Genomic DNA, 17,878 nt, shown 5'->3' on the forward strand with positions numbered 1-17,878 from the left:
AGCTCGCTCGGCAGCGGCCCGCAGCGGCCGCGTCCCTCGTGCCCTGAGGGTCAAGTCTCGGACGTTCACGCTGGTCGCCGCGTTGTTCCGGCCCACAACAGGGGCGCTCGGACACTGTGTCGCACTCACGTGTCAGGGACGGCCACTGTCCGTAGCGTCCAGCGAGGAAACCGTGACAGGCCCCAGGCACGACGATAGAGAGCGGAGCCCGGCGACGATGGTGAATGTGATCCTTCAGCTCTACCCCCAGATCCCCGGCACCCGCGAGGAGCGCATCGAGAAGCGTCCGCTGGGCCGCGACGCGGAGCGCTACCAGGCGCTCGTCCGCGAGCTGCCGAAGATCGTCACCGCTGCCGACGACCTGGGCCTGTGGGGGATCTCGTCGATCGAGCACCACTTCCACAGCGAGGGCTACGAGGTGGGCCCCAACCCGGGGTTGCTCAACGCGCACTGGGCCGCGATCACCAAGCGCATCCGGGTCGGGCAGCTGGGCTACGCGATGAGTGCGCAGAACCCCTTCCGGGTCGCCGAGGATGTCGCGGTCCTCGACCACCTCGCCGGGGGCCGCTCGTTCTGCGGGTTCGCGCGCGGGTACCAGGCCCGCTGGACCAACATCCTCGGCCAGCACCTCGGCGCGCGGGCGACGCTGTCGCCGCAGGGCACGCCGGATCAGATGGCTCAGCTCGACGCGGCGACGCAGGCGGCGCGCATCTCCGACGACCAGATCAACCGCGAGATCTTCGAGGAGAACGTCGAGCTCGTCCAGCAGGCGTGGACGCAGGACAGTGTGGACGCGAAGGGCCGATGGCAGGTGCCCTACCCCTATGAGGACGGCGTCGACTGGACGATGAGCGCGACCCGCGAGATGGGGGCGGTGGGTGAGATGGACGCCGGAGGGCGGATCCGCCGGGTCAGCGTCGTGCCCAAGCCGCTCACGCAGCCGCATCCGCCGGTCTTCGTCTCCAGCAACGCCAGCAAGGAGACCGTGGAGTACTGCGGTCCGCGCGGGTTCATCCCCACGTACTTCTCGAAGATCGAACGTGCCGCGGAGTTCGGCGGCGCGTATGTCGACGCCGCGGCCGCCGGCGGTCGCACCTACGCCCTGGGGCAGAACCAGGCGCTGGTGCGCTGGGGACAGATCGCCGACACGGCCGATGAGGCGCGCCGGATGGTCGCCGACTACGACGTGGACATTTTCCGGGATCTCTACGCCGGCACCACCCCGATGAGGTTCGACCCCGCCGATCCCGTGGGCTCGGTGCTGAACTCGGGTCTGTGGGTCGTCGGCACACCCGAGCAGGTGCGCGAGGACTACGTGCGGCTCTGGCAGCAGTTGCCTGCCGAGTACGTGGTGCTGATCTACCACTTCGCGCAGCAGCCCGCCGACAGCGTGATCCGGCAGTTGGAGCTGTTCATGCGGCACGTGAAGCCCGCGCTCGACGAGTTGACCGACTACGCGACCTGATCGGAGGGCGGGACCGACGTGGACGGCAGCGGCCGCTTCCCGGGTACCAGCACGGAGTTCAGCTCGATCGACCAAGCCCTCCAGGAGATCGCCGACGGGGGCATGGTGGTGGTCCTCGCCGACGGGGACCGCGAGAACGAGGGCGATCTCGTGATGGCGGCCGGCCACGTCACGGCTGCCGACGTCGCCTTCTTCGTGCGCCACACCTCCGGCGTGGTGTGCGTCGCGCTCACGCCTGAGCGCTGCGACGCGCTCGATCTGCCGCTGATGATCCCGGACGACCACGGCGGACAGCAGCGGAGGGCCTTCACACACACCGTCGACCTCGCCCGCGGAGCCACCACGGGCGTCTCTGCGGCCGGCCGGGCTGCGACGATCAGCGCCCTCGCAGACTGGACGATGACCGGTGCCGCGTTCGCCCGCCCCGGTCACGTCTTCCCGCTGCGTGCTCGGGCACGAGGGGTGCTCGAGCACGCAGCACGCTCTGAGGCGGCGCTGGACCTGGCGCGCATGGCAGGTCTCGGCGCCGCAGGCGTGCTGTGCGAGATCGTCGACGACGACGGCGCGCTGGCCCGCCGGCCCCACCTGGTGCGCTTCGCGGCGGAGCACGGCCTGCCGATGATCACGATCGCCGATCTCGTCGAGTACCGGCGCCGGTCCGAGGTCCTCGTCGCGCGCACCGAGAGGGCCCAGAGGCAGGAGAGCGTCGCGCACCTCTTCGCTCTGCGCCCCACCGAACGTAGAGCGGGGCACCTGCTCGACGGCGTCCAGGCCCGCACCGAGCAGCGCCCGACGGAGGCCACCGGCTGACCGGGGCCGGGTGGTCAGGAACGTGGAGGACCGACCGTCGAGCGCTTCACCAATGTGGCCGGAAAGATCTGCTCGCGTCCGGGGCCGATCTCCACGTGCTGATCGATGCGCTCGGCGAGCATGCGGGCCGCGGCGGTCGCCATCTCCTCGAACGGCTGGCTCACGGTGGTGAGCCGGAAGACCTCCCAGGAGGCCATGGGGACGTCGTCGAAGCCCAGGATCGACACGTCCTGCGGCACCCGGACGTCGAGCGAGCGGGCAGCGTCGATCGCGCCGAACGCGACGATGTCGTTGCCGCAGAGGATCGCGGTCGGTGGATCGGCGAGGCGGAGCAGGTCGCGGGTGTGCTGGTATCCGCTTTGGTGGGAGTAGCTCCCCTCCCGCACGAGCGCCGCATCGAGCGCGATGTCCTCGGCGTGGAGGGCATCCTGCAGCCCTGCCATGCGGTCGCGGCTGGTCGAGGTGTTGGACGGGCCGCGCACCACGCCGATGCGCCGGTGCCCGAGTTCGAGCAGGTGTCGTGCCCCGGCGACAGCTCCTCCGCGGTTGTCGCTGATCACCCGGTCGACGTCGAGCCCGTCGATGTAGCGGTTCAGCAGGACCAACGGGAGGCCCCGCATGCGCAGCGTGTCGGCCAGCGGCGAGCGGAGGGTGGCCGTGGTGACCAGGACCCCGTCGATCGACCGGTCGAGCAGGCGGTTGAGCGCGTCCTGACCGCTGGGGATGTCGGTGCGCTCGGCGAACAGCACGACGCGGTAGCCCATGAGCTGCAGCTCGTCGTGGATCGGGGACAGCAGCGACGGGAAGAAGGGGTTCGTCAGGTCCGAGACCACGACGCCGACCGTGCGCCCGGACCGGGAGGCGAGGCTGCTCGCCAGCGAGTTCGGGACGTAGCCCAGGCGCCGTGCGGCGTCCTCGACCCGTTGCCTGGTCTGCTCCCGTACCCGCGGGTCGGCGCGCAGCGCGCGGGAGACGGTGGACTGCGAGACCCCCGCCTCACGGGCGACCGTCCAGCTCGTGATCACCTCGTCGGCGTGAGGCGTGTGCGGTGACGCGGCCCGGGCTGTCGCATCCGGGCCGGTGGATCCGTCGGCAGCATGGAGCGCCGCGGAGTCAGCGGCCGTCACGTCGTGCTGTCGCCTCCTCAGGACGGGGCGTCGAGGTCGTCGTGAGCATCACGACAGGACGCCCGTCGCCTGAGTCAACCACCAGCCGCCTGGTCACATCGAGCGGGCGGGCGCCGTCACGGCGGCAGTCATCCTTTCGAGTCGGGCGAGCACCTCGGCCTGCAGCATCGCCACCGCCGGATCGGACTGCCGCCGCGGCCGGGGCAGGTCGATCGGGATGTCCTCGAAGATCCGCCCGCCCGGTTGCAGGACGATGATGCGGTCGGACAGCTCCACGGCCTCGACCACGTCGTGCGTCACGAACACGACCGTCTTGCGGGACTGCGCCCAGATCGCCTGCAGCTGAGCCCGCAGCCCACGCGCCGTGATCGCGTCGAGGTGGCTGAACGGCTCGTCCATGATGAGCAGGTCGGGCTCCACCGCGAACGCCCTGGCGATACCCACGCGCTGCTGCATCCCGCCCGAGAGCTGACCAGGGAAGTAGTCGCCGTACGCCGCGAGACCGACCATGTCGAGGTAGCGCTCGACCCGCGCTCTGGTGGCCTCGTCCGCGGAGTCCTGGACGTACATCATGTTCCGGTGGACGCTGCGCCACGGGAGCAGCCGAGGGTCCTGGAAGACGTAGCCCAGCCGGGCCGGGCCACCGCCGTCCCTCGTCACCGAGACGTCGCCGGACGTGTGGTCCTCGACCCCCGAGATGATGTTGAGCAGGGTGCTCTTCCCACATCCGGAGGGTCCGACGATCGCGACGAACACCTGTCCGCTGACGTCGAAGGAGATGTGGTCCAGCACGCGATTGCTGCGTGCGGTGCCCGCGCCGAAGGTCTTGCAGAGGTCCTTCACGGTCAGGACGGCCATGTCGTTGCCCTTCGTGGGATTCAGGACGTCGCGTCGCGCCACCGGAAGGCGCGCCGCGCCGCCCGGTCGAAGACGACGCGGTCGAGGACGATGATCACGCCGACGAACAGCACCACCCACGCGGCGAAGCCGGCGAACTGGTTGGCGTCGTACCAGTACCGGGCGCGGTATCCGACGCCGCCGGATCCGCCGAACCATTCGGCGAGGAGCACGCCGTTCCAGCCCATGATCACGGCGAACTGCACACCGGCCATGACGTAGCCCGCCACCGCGGGCAGCACGAGGTCGCGCACCCGGCGCCGGAGCGGCACCCCGTAGGACGAGGACATGTCGCGCAGGTCCCGGGACACGCCCTGCACACCCTGGGCCACGTTGATGATCACGAACGGCACGGCGGTGAGGAAGGTCGTCGCGATCGGGGAGAGGTGCCCGAACCCGAACCACATCACGGTGAGGAAGGCCCAGATCATCGCGGGGATCGACAGCCCGACCATGACCGGGCTCTCGAGGAATGCCCGCGAGAGCTGCGACAGTCCCATGAGGACCCCGACCACGATGCCGACGGCGGTGGCCAGCGCCACCCCCGCGACGAAGCGGTACATCGTGTCGGCGAAGTTGCCGAACACCTCGCCGCGGCTGAACTCCTCCGCGAGGGAGGCGACGACCTCCACGGGCGTCGGAACGCGATCGAAGAGGGCCGCCAGGAGGAGCCAGAACAGCATCGCCGCCACGTAGAACGTGACCCGGGCGGCGACGCCCGAGGTGAGGATGCGCCGCCGGCGTGTTGCCGGGCCGGCCGTCTCCTCCGCCGGCCTGCGCTCGACCACGGTCATCGTCCGACCCTCTCGGTGGGACGCCAGGCGAGCATCCGGTTCTCCAGCCGGCGCAGGACGAGGCGCTCGATGATGAGCATGAAGGCGATGAACAGCAGCATCCAGGCGAGCACGCCCCTGATGGAGAAGAGCTGGTATTGGGTGCGGATCTGGAAGCCGACCCCACTGCTGCCGCCGAACACCTCGGTGAGCGCCTCCACCTTCCACGCGACGGCGAAGGACATCCGCACGGCCGCGAAGACGAACGGGACGATCGTCGGGACGAACACCTCGCGGCGGATCTGCCGCTGCGAGCGGCCGAAGGCCTTGCTCATCGTCACGAGCGACCGGTCGACCCCCCGGATGCCCTCCGCCACGTTGATCGCGACGTAAGGCGCCGAGACCAGCGCGACCGCGAGGATCGGGCCCATGTCCGAGAGACCGAAGATGATGAGCGACATGACCGCGTAGACGAGCGCGGGAATCGTGCCCGCCACGGTCACGCCGTCATGGAAGAAGCCGCGCCAGTAGGTGTAGCGACCCATCAGGTAGCCGACGGGCGCACCGACCACCGCGGCCACCCCGAAGCCTGCGAACGTCTTCCCCACGCTGGCGAGGAAGTCCTCGAAGAAGTCGCCGCTCTCGACGATCTCCCACATCTCGTCGCCGACCGTCGCGGGCGAGGGCAGGACGGTGGGGGAGAGGAGGTCGGAGGCGAGCTGCCAGACCGCCAGCATGGCCACCCAGCCGGCCGCCAGCAGGGCGAGTCTGCGCCACCTCCGCCGCGAGGCCGATCGCCGCGCGCGTACCTCGCCCTCCTGCCACGAGGCCGGGGGTGGGCCCGGGGGTACGTCGAGCACCGGGTTCGACATGTGCCAACTCCGTCCGCGGATCGCCGGCTCAGGTGCTCGGGGTCAGGACCGTGAAGTTCGGCGCCGCGACGTCCTCGTCCATGAAGCCGGTCTCCTTCATGAGGTCGAACAGCTCGGTCTCCTCGGTGACCCACTGCTGGTCGAGGAAGGCCGTCGGGGCGAACCAGTCGTAGCGGTTCGCGAGCCAGTCCTTGAGGAACGCCGACTCCTCCGGGCTGCGCACGGCGAAGTCCTCCGGGTAGGCGTCGATGATGGCGTCGCGGTTCGCCTCCCATTCCTTGATGCCGCGGTCCCACAGCGCGATGAGGAAGTTGGCCTCTTCGGGGTTGCGCTCCACCCAGGCCTTGCGGGCGACGAACACATTTGTCTGCGGGTGCGAGTCCGCCTGTTTGTTGCTGCCGAAGTGCTCGGCATACAGCTGCGCGGCGGCCTTGCCGTCGTACAGCGGCCGGAGGGCGCCGCCCGCGAGATCGGGGATGGCGAAGTCGGGCAGGCACAGGCAGGCGTCGGCGTCGCCCCGCGCGACCAGGCTCGACATGTTCTGGACGTCGGTGACGACCACTTCGTAGTCGCCGCCCCCGGCGCGCAGATCGAGGTCGCAGAACTTCTTCGCGTACATGCCCCAGATCAGGGTGATCGAGACCGACGTGTACGTCGCGATCTTCTTGCCTTTGAGGTCGCACACGTTCTGCGCCGGGCTGCCGGCCGCGACGGCGAGGATGCTGCGGTCGCCGTTGTACATGCCGAAGACGGTGGCCGGTTCGCCGGTCGCCTCCTCCAGGTCGGGCACCTCATAGGTGGCCGCCGAGATCACGTCGGCGTGGCCACCCGCGTAGACCCCGAACTCGTCCCACGAGGAGGAGGCGAGGACCTGGATGCCCGCCTTCTGCTCCATCTCCTGCTTGATGCCCTGGTCCTCGAGCCACTTCCACACCGGGTCCGGCGCCATCACCAGCTGCACGGTGCCGTTCGCGTCCTCCGCCGTGGTGCCGGCGGCGCCGGGCCCCCCGCCACACGCGACGACGACCGCGCCGACCAGTGCGGCTGCCGCGATTCGCACCGCTCGGGCCGCCCGTGGTTTTCCTGCTCGTTCGCCCATGTCCTCGCCCTCTCCTGGGATGCGACGTTGCGTCCTGCGTGGGTGATGGGTGTGGTTGCCGCCGGACCCGGCGGGTGGGCGGGGCTGTCTCGCTGGGATGCCCCGAAGGTCGGATGTGACCTGGATCGCACTGGCGGGATGACTGTGCCTGCCGTCCTATGCACAAGTCAAGCATCGGTAAGCAGAGACGTGCAGGTAGCAGTCAACCTCTTGACATGAATGCGTATGCATCACACGATGCGTTGCCGGGCCCGAACGAACATCAGGAAGCTCGCACCCGCCGCGGCAGGGTCACAGGCGTTCGCTGAAGCCCACTACGTGCGCGCGGATCGGCACGACACTGAACCGGACCGACTTCGATCCGCCGACCGAGAGGACACGCGTATGACCGGCTCCCAGGGCCGCACGGTGGACATCCATGCCCACGTCGTCACTCCTGCATGCCAGGAGCTGGTCGCGGGTCTGATGTCGCCCGAGTACGAGCCGTTCTCCTACTGGGCGGGTGCGGAGACCAACGAGTACCAGGGCCGGCACTTGGCGGAGATCGTGCCCAAGCTGACCGACCCGGCCGTCCGCATCGCCGACATGGACGCCATGGGCATCGACGTACAGGCGATCTCGGTGGCGCCGCCGCAGTACTACTACTGGACCGACGTGGAGCTGGGCCGTCGGCTGGCGCGGATGCAGAACGAGAACCTCGCGTCGATCGTCCACGACAACCCCGACCGCTTCGTCGGGTTGGCCACCGTTCCGCTGCAGGACGTGTCGTCGGCGGTCGCGGAGCTGGAGTACTGCATCCGGGAGCTCGACTTCCGCGGCGTCGAGATCAACACCAATGTCTTCGGGCTCGATCTCGACGACCCGCGCTACCGGCGGTTCTTCGCGAAGGCGGAGGAGCTCGACGTCGTCGTGATGTTGCACCCCAACGGGTTCACCCACGGCGAGCGGCTGCAGAAGTACTACATGACGAACGTGGTCGGCAACCCGCTGGACACCACCGTCGCGATCACTCGCATGATCCACGGCGGAGTGCTCGAGGAGTACCCGGCGTTGAAGCTCTGCCTCGTGCACGGAGGCGGCTTCCTGCCCTTCTACTCCTCCCGGATGGACCACTCCTACGAGCTGCGCCCCGAGGGCCGCCACCACATCACGCGGCCACCGAGCACCTACCTCAAGCAGGTCTACGTCGACTGCCTGGTCTTCGACTCCGTGCACCTGGAGTTCCTCGTCCAGCAGATGGGTGCCGACCACGTCGTCGTCGGCACGGACTACCCCTTCGACATGGGCCACTACGACCCGCTGGGCCAGATCGACGGCGTCCGCGGACTGAGCGACGAGGACAAGGAGCTCATCCGCAGCGCCACGGCGTCGCGCCTGCTCAAGATCAAGGACTGACCGTGGTCGGCGCCGCGATCGTCGGCCTCGGGTGGTGGGGACAGAACATCGTCCGTGAGCTCGCCTCCAGCGAGCGCATCCGGCCGGTGCTCGGGGTGGATCCCGAGCCGGTGGGCAGGGAGCAGGCGCGGGCGCTCGGCCTCGACGCCACGGCGCAGCTCCAGGACGCCCTCGACGATCCGCGGGTCGATGCGGTCGTCCTGTGCTCACCGCACCGCTTCCACTCGGCGCAGATCATCGCGGCGGCGCAGGCCGGTAAGCACGTCTTCTGCGAGAAGCCGTTCTGCACCACCTCGGCCGAGGCGGATGCGGCCATTGCAGCCGTCGAGGCTGCGGGGGTGCGGCTCGGCATCGGGCACGAACGGCGCTTCGAGCCTCCTGTGATCGAGCTGCAGACCCGGTGCCGCACGGGTGAGCTCGGCGTTCCGCTGGTGTTCGAGGGCAACTTCAGCCAGGACAAGTTCCTCGCGCTGCCACCGGACAACTGGCGGCTGTCGGCGACCGAGGCTCCCGTCGGCCCGCTGTCCGCCACCGGGATCCACCTCGTGGACCTGGCGATCAGCATCCTCGGCGAGCCGAACGAGGTGTGGGCACGGCTGTCCACGCGTGCCACCTCGTTCGCGAACGGCGACACGTTGTCGATCACCCTCGGCTTCCCGGGCGGCGCCACCGCCACGATCACGGCGATCCTCACCACGCCGTTCGTCGGCCGTGTCTGCGTGCTCGGGTCCGACGGGTGGATGGAGATCCGGGACCGGAGCCATCCGGAGAGCCCGGCCGGGTGGGACGTCACGACGATGCACCGCCGCGACGGGCGGGAGGAGCGCTTCGTCCCGCCCGGCGCTGCGGTGCGCGACAACCTCGAGCGCTTCGCCGACGCGGTGGAAGGGGTCGGTGACTACCCCGTCACCACCGCCGAGATCCGGGCGAACGTCCGGGCGTTCGAGGCGATCAGCCGCTCCGCCGAGACCGGGGAGGTGGAGCGGCTAGACCGCGCCTGAACCTCACGGCACATATCTGGTGGCCACGGCACACATGTTCTGCCATGTGTGCGGTGGCCAGGAGGTGTGTGCGATCGACGTCAGGGTGTTCGGGTCACGGGCGGCCGAAGGTGGCGACCGTGTCTACCGCCAGGTGGGCCGACGAACTGTGCCGTCTCTCAACCGCCGTGGTGGGCTGCCCGGTGCGCCGCCAGCGTGTCGACTCCGAAGTCGGCCTCCGGGTCGCGCCAGACCGAGTGTGCGTGGTTGGCCTGTCGCTGGGTGTTGTCGTACTCGGCGAGGAGGCCGGGGCCCTGCAGCCGGTAGTAGTGCGGCTGGCCGGCTTCCGTCGCGCCTGCCCAGGCCAGGTGCACGGCGTCGAGCGCCGCGTCGTCGAGCGGGGGAGGAGCGAGACCCTCGGGCACACGGTCGACGTACGTGGCGAGCAGATGGCGCAGCAGCTCACGCTGGCCGCCGTCGAACTCGGCGGCGGGCAGTCCCTTGGGCGTGGTGGTCAGGGCGAGCGCGGTGTGGTCGGAGGCGTCGAGCCCCGAGGTGTTCTCGGCGCGGGAGTTCATCTCCGCCACACGGTCGGCCAGCTGGTTCTGCAGGCGACTACGCCAGATCTCGGTCAGGGGCAGCATCTCGTCGCCGTGGGTGATCCGGGCGCGGTTGCCCCCGATGATGTCCGACGGAGCCCGGGGGAGGAGCACCGCACGGGCCGACTGCCCGGGCGAGAGCGACCGGACCAGCTCCCGCGCAAGATCCTCGACAGCCCCGAGCGGCCGCAGTGAGGTGCCGCCCAGCAACGGCGACGTCGCCGGGTCGGTGCCCAGGAAGCACGGCGTGGTCGAGCGCACGGTCCCGTCGACGACGAGGTTGTTCAGCGACACGTGGTGCCCGCCGAACCGCCATCCCCACGGCGCCTGCCCACCCGGATCCCCGAACAACCGCAGGTAGTACATCCCCGGGTCGCGGCCGCGTTCGCGCCCCCAGTCGACGCCCCAGCCCTCCTCGTGGTCCAGCACGTTCTCCAGGCCGAGAACCGTGGCCACGGTGACGTAGCCCGGGGTCGAGAGACCGCTCGCGACCAGTTGCATCGCGAGCCTCTGCTGGTGCGGGCGCATCGCGCCGATCGGTAGCCCGCCGTGGTCCGTGGGGGTGTAGTACCAGCGCAGCCGCTCCGCCTCGGTCTCCGCGTCGGAGCCGGGGGCGGCCCAGTGGGCACTGGCCTTCTGCTCGGCGTCCAGCGCCTCGAGCCAGGTGGCGGCGGCGGTAGCCATCCGGTCGGCGACGTCACGCGCCGCCGCCGTCCGGTCGGTTCCGCCGTGGACCGGGGACGTGCCGGTGGTCATGTCCAGCACAGTACGACCGGCGGGCGCGCGCAGGGAGCACCCCAGCGGGTCTTGCCCACCACACCTCGGATGGCGAAAGTGCACATGTGGCCGCGACGGATGCCGGCCTCGCTGCTGCCGTGGATGTTCGCCGTCAGCGAGGTCGCGCACGCCGCCAACGCCGCTCAGTGCCTTGTGTGGGCACCCAGCGTTCTTCCGGGGTTACTGGGGTGACACACATGGCCGCTCGTGGGTGGTCGGGCGCAGGATCGGCGCAGGCCGTGACCGCGCTCACAGCAGGCCGTGCGCCACCTGTCCGCACTGCGTCGAGGAGGCCGCTGTGTTCCGGAGGACGTCGTGAAGCCCCCACCGTTCCGCTACGCCGCGCCGACCACCGTGGAGGAGGCCGTGGCGCTGCTCGTCGAGCACGCCGACGCCGAGCCGCGGGTGCTCGCCGGCGGGCAGAGCCTCGTCCCGCTGATGAACTTCCGGCTGGCTCAGCCAGGACACCTGATCGACCTGCGGCGGGTCCCCGAGTTGGACGGGATCCGGCTCGACGGTGACACCCTCGAGATCGGGGCGATGACCAGGCAGTCGGCGGTCGAGGACTCGCCCGAGGTCGCGTTGGCCGCACCGCTGCTGGCAGAGGCCGTGGGGTTCGTGGCCCACCGGCCGATCCGCAACAGCGGCACGGTCGGCGGCAGCCTCGCCCACGCCGACCCGGCTGCCGAGCTGCCCGCCGTTGCGCTCGCACTGGACGCCGAGCTCGTCGCCGCCGGACCGGGCGGCCTCCGTGTCATCCCCGCCTCCGCGTTCTTCCGCGGCCCGTTCAGCACGGCGCTCGCGCCCGACGAGATCCTCGTCGCGGTGCGGCTGCCCCACCGGCGAGGTGGCCACGCGTTCGTCGAGTTCGCCCGCACACACGGCAGCTTCGCCGTCGTCGCAGTGGCCGCGCTCGTCGAGATGGACGACGGTCACGTCTCCCGCGCCTCGATCGCGCTCACCGGCGTCGCGCCCGTCCCGATCCGGGCAACGGCAGCCGAGCGCGTTCTCGAGGGCGCGGTCCCGGACGCCGCGGCAGCAGCCGACGCCGCGGTCGAGGGCCTCACCCCGGCAGGCGACGTGCACGCGGGATCCAGCAGCCGGATCGAGCTGGCCCGGGTCCACGTCCGCAGAGCAGTCGAACAGGCGCTCGCCCGCGCCCAGGACAGGAGGTGAGCCGGGGATGACCGAGAAGCACGCCATCACCGTGACCGTCAACGGTCGCGCGCACACGGCCGACGTCGAGCCGCGCACGCTGCTCGTCGACTTCCTGCGCGACGGGCTGGGGCTCAAGGGCACCCACATCGGATGCGAACACGGCGTCTGCGGGACATGCACCGTGCTGCTGGACGACCGAAGCGTCCGGTCCTGCATCACGTTCGCCGTGCAGGCCGACGGAGCGCAGGTGCGCACGGTCGAAGGGTTGGCCACCGGGCCGGACATGCATCCGCTGCAGGACGAGTTCTGGAACAAGCAGGGTCTGCAGTGCGGCTACTGCACGCCGGGAATGCTCATGCGGGCGTGCGAGATCCTCGAGCAGAATCCCGATCCGACGGCCGAGCAGGTGCGTGAGGGGATCGCGAGCAACCTGTGCCGCTGCACCGGATACCAGTTCATCACCGAGGCCGTCATGGCCGCGGCCGGGCGGATGCGCGGCGAGCAGTCCTGGGATCCGACCCGGCCGACCGCCGCCACGAGCGTGAGCGAGGAGACGCCGTGACCACCGTCGACCGCTCGTCCTCCGCCCCACCCGTGCGCACCCATGCGGAGACCCGTAAGTGGGTCGGCAAGTCGATCCGCCGCGTCGAGGACCCGAAGTTCCTGCGCGGGCGCGGCGGCTACATCGCCGACCTCGTCACGCCCGGGATGCTGCACGCCGCCGTGCTGCGCAGCCCCCACCCGCACGCCCGCATCGTCTCGATCGACACGTCGGCCGCGGCCGCGCTCGACGGTGTGCACGCCGTGATCACCGGCGCGCAGGCCGCCGAGCTCACCGACCCGCTGCCGGACTTCGGGCCCGACCCCGCCAATCACGTCTGGCGTTGCCTCGCCGTGGACAAGGTGCGTTACGTCGGCGAGGGCGTGGTCGTCGCGGTCGCGGACAGCCGGTACCTGGCCGAGGACGCGCTCGCGTTGATCGACGTCGAGTACGAGCCGCTGCCCGCAGTGGTCGACCCGGAGGCCGCACTGCTCGACGGTTCTCCGCTGGTGCACGAGACGCTGGGTACGAACTGCGCCTACGAGCGCACGTTCGACTTCGGGGACGTCGAGCGCGACTTCGCCGAGGCCGACGTGATCGTCAGGGACCGGCTGCGCTGGCACCGCTCCGGCGGCCAGCCCTTGGAGACCGTCGGCGCGATCGCCGACTTCGACCATTCCACCGGAGAGCTCACCGTCCACACCAACTCGTTGAGCTTCACCAGCTACCTGTTCATGGCCGCGGCCACCCTGAAGATCCCCGCCAACAAGCTCGACGTCCGGCAGGTACCCGCGGGCGGCAGCTTCGGTTCCAAGCTGTTCGTCACGAAGCCGCTGGTCATCGCGGGGATGTGCTCGCGCGCGGTCGGGCAGCCCGTGGTCTTCCTCGAGGACCGCGTGGACAACATGTCCAACTGCGACCACCACGGCTCCGACCGTGTGTACGAGGTCGAGCTGGCGATGATGCGCGACGGGACGATGCGCGGCATCACGATCGACACGATCGACGACTACGGCGCCTACATCCAGTTCGGTGTGGGACACCACGGCAATGCGCTCGCGCAGGTCGTCGGCCCGTACACGATCGGCAGCGTGCGGTACCGGGTGCGCGCGGCCCTGACCAACAAGAACCAGCAGGGCGCGTACCGGGGCTTCGGCTCCGAGGTCAACAACTGGATGCTCGAACAGATGGTGGACAAGGCCGCGCGCGAGCTCGACATCGACCCCGTGGAGATCCGCAGGCGCAACTTCATCCGCGAGTTCCCGCACTTCATCCCCACAGGCAACGTTTACGACTCAGGCGACTACGACGCGGTGCTCGCCAAGGCGCTGGAGCTGTCCGGGTACGACCACTGGCGCGCCGAGCAGGCCAAGGCCCGCGAGCAAGGTCGCCACATCGGGATCGGGCTGATCACCGCCCAGGAGCGCAGCGTCTTCTCGGCCACCGAGTTCTGGTTCTGGTTCGACGAGCCCGGTGCGCCCGTCACGAGCATGCCCGAGAGCGTCACGCTCAAGGTCGACGCCACCGGTGGCATCACCGCCACGCTCTACTCGTGCGCGTTCTGGGGCAACAGCCCGGAGACCATGGTCGCGCAGCTCGTCGCCGAGGAGTTCGACTGCGACCCGCACGACGTCGCGGTCGTCTACCAGGGCAGCAAGAACGGTCTGCCGGCCACCGGCCCCGGCGGCTCCCGCACCACCGTGATGCTGGCCGGGGCCGTGGAGGGCGCCACGGCGAAGATCAAGGCCAAGGCGTTGCGGGCGGCTGCGCACCTGCTGGAGGCCAACCCCGACGACATGGAGTGGGTCGACGGCGGGTTCCAGGTCAAGGGCGTGCCCGAGCAGCGCAAGAGCCTGGCCGAGATCGCGGTGATGCTGCACCTGTTCAAACACAGCTTCCCCGACGACATGGAGTCGGGCCTGGAGGACAGCAAGGTCTACGACCACCCGTACACCACGATGCCGTCGGCCGACCGGAAGGACCTGGGCGTCTTCTACCCGTTCGTCGGGCATGCCTGCCACGTGCCGGTGGTGGAGGTCGACGTGGAGACCGGAGGCGTCCGCATCCTCTCCTACGTCGCCGTGCACGACTGCGGCACGCTGGTCAACCCGCGGTCGCTCGCGGGTCACATCGTCGGCGGCACGGCACAGGGCATCGGCACGGCGTTCTACGAGGAGTTCGTCTACGACGACGACGGGCAGCTGCTCTCCTCGAGCTACCTCGACTACCTGATCCCGACCGCGATGGAGGTGCCCGAGCTGACGATCGGCCACGTCGAGACGCCGTCGCCGTACACGCCGCACGGCATCAAGGGCGGCGGCGAAGGCGGCCGGATGATGGCGCCCGCCGCGCTGAACGCCGCGGTGAACGACGCGCTGGCGCCGCTCGGCGTCCGCCTCACGGAGTTGCCGATGACCCCGGAGCGCATTCTCTCTGCCCTTCGGGCCGCTCGATGATGCATGGTTGATGACGATCGGCCGAAGGCCGGAGGAAGCGGGGGAGCGTGAGCAGTCGCGTCGCGGTCGTCACGGGGGCGAACCGAGGGATCGGACGGGCGATCGCGGTGGCACTGGCCGCCGACGGGTTCGATGTGGCCGTCACGGCCCGCGACCCGGCGACGCTCGCCGACACCGTCGCCGAGGTCGAGAAGGCTGGTGGCACGGCGGTGGCGCTGGCCTGCGATGTGCGGGACGAGACGTCGGTGGCGGCGATGGCGGAGGCAGCCGCCGCGATCGGCCCCGTGCACACCGTCGTCGCCAACGCGGGAGTCGCGGGCCCCACGGCGCCGCTGCACGAGATCACCCTCGACGAGTGGCGCGACTGCGTGGCCACCGACCTGGACGGGGTGTTCCTCACCTTCCGGGCGTTCGTCCCGTCGATGATCAGCGCCCGGGCGGGCAGCCTGATCGCGATCTCGTCGATGACGGGGAAGCGTCCGCTGACGGGCCGCACGCCCTATGCGGCGTCGAAGATGGGCGTGATCGGGCTGGTCCGCACGCTGGCCCTGGAGCTCGGTCCGTACGGCATCCGGGCCAACTCGGTCTGCCCCGGAGCGGTCGCCGGACCACGCATCGAGGACGTCATTCGCAAGCAGGCCGCCGCGCGCGGGATCAGCGAGGACGAGGCGCTGGCCGTGTTCACCGGGTCGTCCCCGCTGTGCCGGCTCGTGGAGGCCGATGAGGTGGCGCGGACGTGCGCCTTCCTCGCCTCCGACGCCTCCGCGGCCATCACCGGCGAGGACGTGAACGTCAGCGCCGGCGTCGTCATGTACTAGGTCATGTACTGGTCCGCCCACCGAGGTTGGGGAGTGGAATGAACATCATCGACCTGTCGCAGGACATCTACGAGGGAATGAAGGTCTACCCGGGCCACCTCAAGACCGTGCAGTTCGAGCACGCCACGCACGAGGAGACGGCCCCGCGGTTCGACAGCGGCTTCTCGTTCCAGACCACCGGGTTCATGCTCAACGACAACGGACCCACGCACGTCGACTCGTTCTCGCACCTGGACCCCGATCCGTCGGCGGAGACGATCGAGAAGATGCCGCTCGAGCTGTTCTACGGAACCGCCGTGTGCCTGGACGTCAGCGAGTTCAAGCCCCAGACCGACATCACCGCCGAAGATCTCGACAGGGTGGAGGCCGAGTCACCGGTGGAGGTCCGCCGAGGCGACATCGTGCTCTTCCACACCGCCACCTGGAACCGGTACGCGGGCGACAAGCGCTACCTCACCGAGTTCGCCGGGCTCGGCGAGTCAGCCAGTGAGTGGATCGTGCGGCGCGGGGTGAAGACGTTCGGAGTGGACAGCCCCACCCCGGACAACCCGGTGAGCACGAGCTATCCGTGCCACATGATGTGCCGCCGGGAGCACATCACCCACTACGAGAACCTGGCGAACCTGGACCGGGTGGTGAACACACGGTTCACGTTCGTCGGGTTCCCGCTCAAGCTCCAGGGTGCCCACGGCGGCCCGACCCGGGCGGTCGCGCTGGTCGACTGAGCTGCGTCAGCCGCCCTGCTGGTCTTGGCCATCGGGGCGGCTCACGTACTTGATGAACTTCGCCGGGTTGCCCGCCACCACCGTGTAGGGCTCGACGTCCTTGCGCACGATCGACCCTCCGCCGACGACGGCGTGCGCGCCGATCGTCACCGGTCCGGCGACGAGCACGTTGGTCGCGAGCCACACGCCCTCGCAGATGTTGATGTCGTAGCCGCTGCGGGGAATGGCCTGTTGCCTCTCGAGGCCGAACTTGTCGATGTCGTGCACACCGGCGAGCACGCACACGTTGTGACCGAAGAACACGTACCGGCCGACGGTGATGTGGCCGCCGCCGGTGTTGAAGATCGCGTTGTTGACGACCGCGGTGGGGTCGAGGTGCAGCCGGGCCGGATCGCTGTGGACGCGATAACGGTAGAGGGCCTCGAGCCCCTCTGCCTCGATGCGTTCGTCCAGCAGTCGATCAACGGTCGGCTTGAGCAATCGGTCCAGCAGCCTCATCGCCAACTCCGCTCGTGAGTCCCGCCGTTTCCGCCGAATGCCCGTTAATCGGGCCGGTCAACCGTCCGTTCCGCTGAACGCACCCACGCTGCGATGGTCGATCCGTCGGAGCAACTGGCGTCGGCAGGAGAGTCCGCGAACCTCCGAAGGATCATGTATCGCTTCCCTCGGCTAAGATCGCGCGGATGGCCGCACTCCGGCCTGGCTCTGCTGCATCACATGCCGTCCGTCGAACGACGTCGAACAGCTGGTAGAAGCTGTGCTTCGAGGAGCGCGGGTGCCCAATGGCGAGAGTCCGACGGTTCAGGCGTCTTCGGGCCGAGCAGCGTCGGTTCGAGGAAGTCTGCAGGGAGATCGGCGGGGCGGTGAGCCTCGCACCCCCGGCTGACCTCTACTGGGAGACCCGATGGTTCGTCGAGGTCGTGGACATGCGGAGAAGGCTGGAGGAGAGCAAGGAGTGGCACCACCTTCTCCGGGCGACCACTATCTCGATCGGTATCTTCATCCCCGCCCTCGTCGGTCTGAACCTGTCGGGAGTCGGCAGCGAGATCGTCCAGTGGAGCACACTCGGCCTCAGTATTCTGTCGGCCCTTTCGGTAGCCGCCTCCGAGTTGCTCCGGACGGGTGAGCGATGGCGCATCAACCGCACATTCTTTCCGGCCCTGTATCGCGAGGGCCTGCAGTTCGCGACCCTGTCCGGACGGTACGGGGAGTTCGATCACCACGATTCGGCGTACCAGTTGTTCGTCAACTCTGTCGAATCGATTATCCAGACGTACGAAGCCGAGTACCAGCAGCAACTCCTCATACCCAGCCTCGGCAACACGGGTGACGCACGGACGGATGTGCTCAAGGCGTCAGCCACCTCCAGATGATCGATGGCAGCGG

The 17,878-nt window shown here is 69.5% G+C and carries 17 protein-coding genes; 10 read left to right on the forward strand and 7 right to left on the reverse strand.

Annotated features, from left to right (window positions below; all coding sequences use genetic code 11):
- The first annotated feature begins 226 nt into the window (after positions 1–226).
- On the forward strand, positions 227–1,465 hold the full coding sequence (locus tag ABD743_RS40690) for an LLM class flavin-dependent oxidoreductase (RefSeq protein ID WP_344729475.1): 1,239 nt from the start codon (positions 227–229) through the stop codon (positions 1,463–1,465).
- An 18-nt stretch (positions 1,466–1,483) separates the two neighbouring features.
- Positions 1,484–2,275: a 3,4-dihydroxy-2-butanone-4-phosphate synthase gene (gene ribB, locus ABD743_RS40695; protein ID WP_344729477.1), complete on the forward strand. Its 792-nt coding sequence runs from the start codon at positions 1,484–1,486 to the stop codon at positions 2,273–2,275.
- A gap of 14 nt (positions 2,276–2,289) precedes the next feature.
- On the opposite strand, the gene ABD743_RS40700 is transcribed toward ribB, so the two are convergent.
- The 5 genes from ABD743_RS40700 to ABD743_RS40720 all read right to left on the reverse strand — a co-directional run bounded on the left by ABD743_RS40700 (position 2,290) and on the right by ABD743_RS40720 (position 7,043).
- On the reverse strand, positions 2,290–3,402 hold the full coding sequence (locus ABD743_RS40700; protein WP_344729479.1) for a LacI family DNA-binding transcriptional regulator: 1,113 nt from the start codon (positions 3,400–3,402) through the stop codon (positions 2,290–2,292).
- 93 nt (positions 3,403–3,495) lie between these two features.
- On the reverse strand, positions 3,496–4,260 hold the full coding sequence (locus ABD743_RS40705) for an ABC transporter ATP-binding protein (protein ID WP_344729481.1): 765 nt from the start codon (positions 4,258–4,260) through the stop codon (positions 3,496–3,498).
- Between the two features lie 20 nt (positions 4,261–4,280).
- Positions 4,281–5,093 (reverse strand): ABC transporter permease, encoded by an 813-nt coding sequence (locus ABD743_RS40710; RefSeq protein ID WP_344729483.1) that lies wholly within the window; start codon positions 5,091–5,093, stop codon positions 4,281–4,283.
- On the reverse strand, positions 5,090–5,944 hold the full coding sequence (locus ABD743_RS40715) for an ABC transporter permease (protein WP_344729485.1): 855 nt from the start codon (positions 5,942–5,944) through the stop codon (positions 5,090–5,092). Before ABD743_RS40715 ends, ABD743_RS40710 begins: the two co-directional genes overlap by 4 nt.
- Positions 5,945–5,972: 28 nt before the next feature.
- Entirely contained in the window at positions 5,973–7,043 is a 1,071-nt protein-coding gene (locus ABD743_RS40720; RefSeq protein WP_344729487.1) for an ABC transporter substrate-binding protein, read from the reverse strand.
- A gap of 384 nt (positions 7,044–7,427) precedes the next feature.
- Between ABD743_RS40720 and ABD743_RS40725 the strand changes: the two genes are divergently transcribed.
- Both ABD743_RS40725 and ABD743_RS40730 read left to right on the forward strand, forming a co-directional pair.
- The gene (locus ABD743_RS40725) at positions 7,428–8,438 is read left to right on the forward strand and encodes an amidohydrolase family protein (protein ID WP_344729489.1); all 1,011 of its coding nucleotides are present in this window, start codon (positions 7,428–7,430) and stop codon (positions 8,436–8,438) included.
- Between the two features lie 2 nt (positions 8,439–8,440).
- The gene (locus ABD743_RS40730; protein WP_344729491.1) at positions 8,441–9,439 is read left to right on the forward strand and encodes a Gfo/Idh/MocA family protein; all 999 of its coding nucleotides are present in this window, start codon (positions 8,441–8,443) and stop codon (positions 9,437–9,439) included.
- 158 nt (positions 9,440–9,597) lie between these two features.
- Here the strand turns inward: ABD743_RS40730 and ABD743_RS40735 are convergent, their stop codons facing one another.
- On the reverse strand, positions 9,598–10,773 hold the full coding sequence (locus tag ABD743_RS40735; RefSeq protein WP_344729493.1) for a DUF3500 domain-containing protein: 1,176 nt from the start codon (positions 10,771–10,773) through the stop codon (positions 9,598–9,600).
- A 336-nt stretch (positions 10,774–11,109) separates the two neighbouring features.
- Here ABD743_RS40735 and ABD743_RS40740 point away from each other — a divergent pair, with 336 nt between their 5' ends.
- Genes ABD743_RS40740 through ABD743_RS40760 form a run of 5 tightly spaced genes read left to right on the forward strand, consistent with a single transcriptional unit; the run spans position 11,110 to position 16,492 of the window.
- Positions 11,110–11,970, forward strand: coding sequence for an FAD binding domain-containing protein (locus ABD743_RS40740; RefSeq protein ID WP_344729495.1), 861 nt, complete (start codon positions 11,110–11,112; stop codon positions 11,968–11,970).
- Positions 11,971–11,977: 7 nt separating this feature from the next.
- Positions 11,978–12,514, forward strand: coding sequence for a (2Fe-2S)-binding protein (locus tag ABD743_RS40745; RefSeq protein WP_344729497.1), 537 nt, complete (start codon positions 11,978–11,980; stop codon positions 12,512–12,514).
- Positions 12,511–14,949, forward strand: coding sequence for a xanthine dehydrogenase family protein molybdopterin-binding subunit (locus ABD743_RS40750; RefSeq protein WP_344729499.1), 2,439 nt, complete (start codon positions 12,511–12,513; stop codon positions 14,947–14,949). The genes ABD743_RS40745 and ABD743_RS40750 overlap by 4 nt, the downstream gene beginning before the upstream one ends.
- A gap of 47 nt (positions 14,950–14,996) precedes the next feature.
- On the forward strand, positions 14,997–15,767 hold the full coding sequence (locus ABD743_RS40755) for an SDR family NAD(P)-dependent oxidoreductase (RefSeq protein ID WP_344729501.1): 771 nt from the start codon (positions 14,997–14,999) through the stop codon (positions 15,765–15,767).
- Positions 15,768–15,805: 38 nt separating this feature from the next.
- Positions 15,806–16,492 (forward strand): cyclase family protein, encoded by a 687-nt coding sequence (locus tag ABD743_RS40760; RefSeq protein ID WP_344729503.1) that lies wholly within the window; start codon positions 15,806–15,808, stop codon positions 16,490–16,492.
- A 6-nt stretch (positions 16,493–16,498) separates the two neighbouring features.
- On the opposite strand, the gene ABD743_RS44665 is transcribed toward ABD743_RS40760, so the two are convergent.
- Positions 16,499–16,990: an acyltransferase gene (locus ABD743_RS44665; RefSeq protein WP_379659039.1), complete on the reverse strand. Its 492-nt coding sequence runs from the start codon at positions 16,988–16,990 to the stop codon at positions 16,499–16,501.
- Positions 16,991–17,274: 284 nt separating this feature from the next.
- Between ABD743_RS44665 and ABD743_RS40770 the strand changes: the two genes are divergently transcribed.
- Positions 17,275–17,865: a DUF4231 domain-containing protein gene (locus ABD743_RS40770; RefSeq protein ID WP_344729505.1), complete on the forward strand. Its 591-nt coding sequence runs from the start codon at positions 17,275–17,277 to the stop codon at positions 17,863–17,865.
- Positions 17,866–17,878 lie beyond the last annotated feature (13 nt).

Origin of the sequence: Pseudonocardia yunnanensis (genome assembly GCF_039534065.1) — a bacterium.
GTDB lineage: Bacteria > Actinomycetota > Actinomycetes > Mycobacteriales > Pseudonocardiaceae > Pseudonocardia > Pseudonocardia yunnanensis.

What these genes read in the sequence shown, in the direction of transcription:
- ABD743_RS40735 (WP_344729493.1), bottom strand. Translation starts at nt 10,773, where the DNA reads ATGACCACCGGCACGTCCCCGGTCCACGGCGGAACCGACCGGACGGCG.
- ABD743_RS40715 (WP_344729485.1), bottom strand. Translation starts at nt 5,944, where the DNA reads ATGTCGAACCCGGTGCTCGACGTACCCCCGGGCCCACCCCCGGCCTCG.
- ABD743_RS40725 (WP_344729489.1), top strand. Translation starts at nt 7,428, where the DNA reads ATGACCGGCTCCCAGGGCCGCACGGTGGACATCCATGCCCACGTCGTC.
- ABD743_RS40705 (WP_344729481.1), bottom strand. Translation starts at nt 4,260, where the DNA reads ATGGCCGTCCTGACCGTGAAGGACCTCTGCAAGACCTTCGGCGCGGGC.
- ABD743_RS40710 (WP_344729483.1), bottom strand. Translation starts at nt 5,093, where the DNA reads ATGACCGTGGTCGAGCGCAGGCCGGCGGAGGAGACGGCCGGCCCGGCA.
- ABD743_RS40770 (WP_344729505.1), top strand. Translation starts at nt 17,275, where the DNA reads ATGGCGAGAGTCCGACGGTTCAGGCGTCTTCGGGCCGAGCAGCGTCGG.
- ABD743_RS44665 (WP_379659039.1), bottom strand. Translation starts at nt 16,990, where the DNA reads ATGAGGCTGCTGGACCGATTGCTCAAGCCGACCGTTGATCGACTGCTG.
- ABD743_RS40745 (WP_344729497.1), top strand. Translation starts at nt 11,978, where the DNA reads ATGACCGAGAAGCACGCCATCACCGTGACCGTCAACGGTCGCGCGCAC.
- ABD743_RS40760 (WP_344729503.1), top strand. Translation starts at nt 15,806, where the DNA reads ATGAACATCATCGACCTGTCGCAGGACATCTACGAGGGAATGAAGGTC.
- ABD743_RS40720 (WP_344729487.1), bottom strand. Translation starts at nt 7,043, where the DNA reads ATGGGCGAACGAGCAGGAAAACCACGGGCGGCCCGAGCGGTGCGAATC.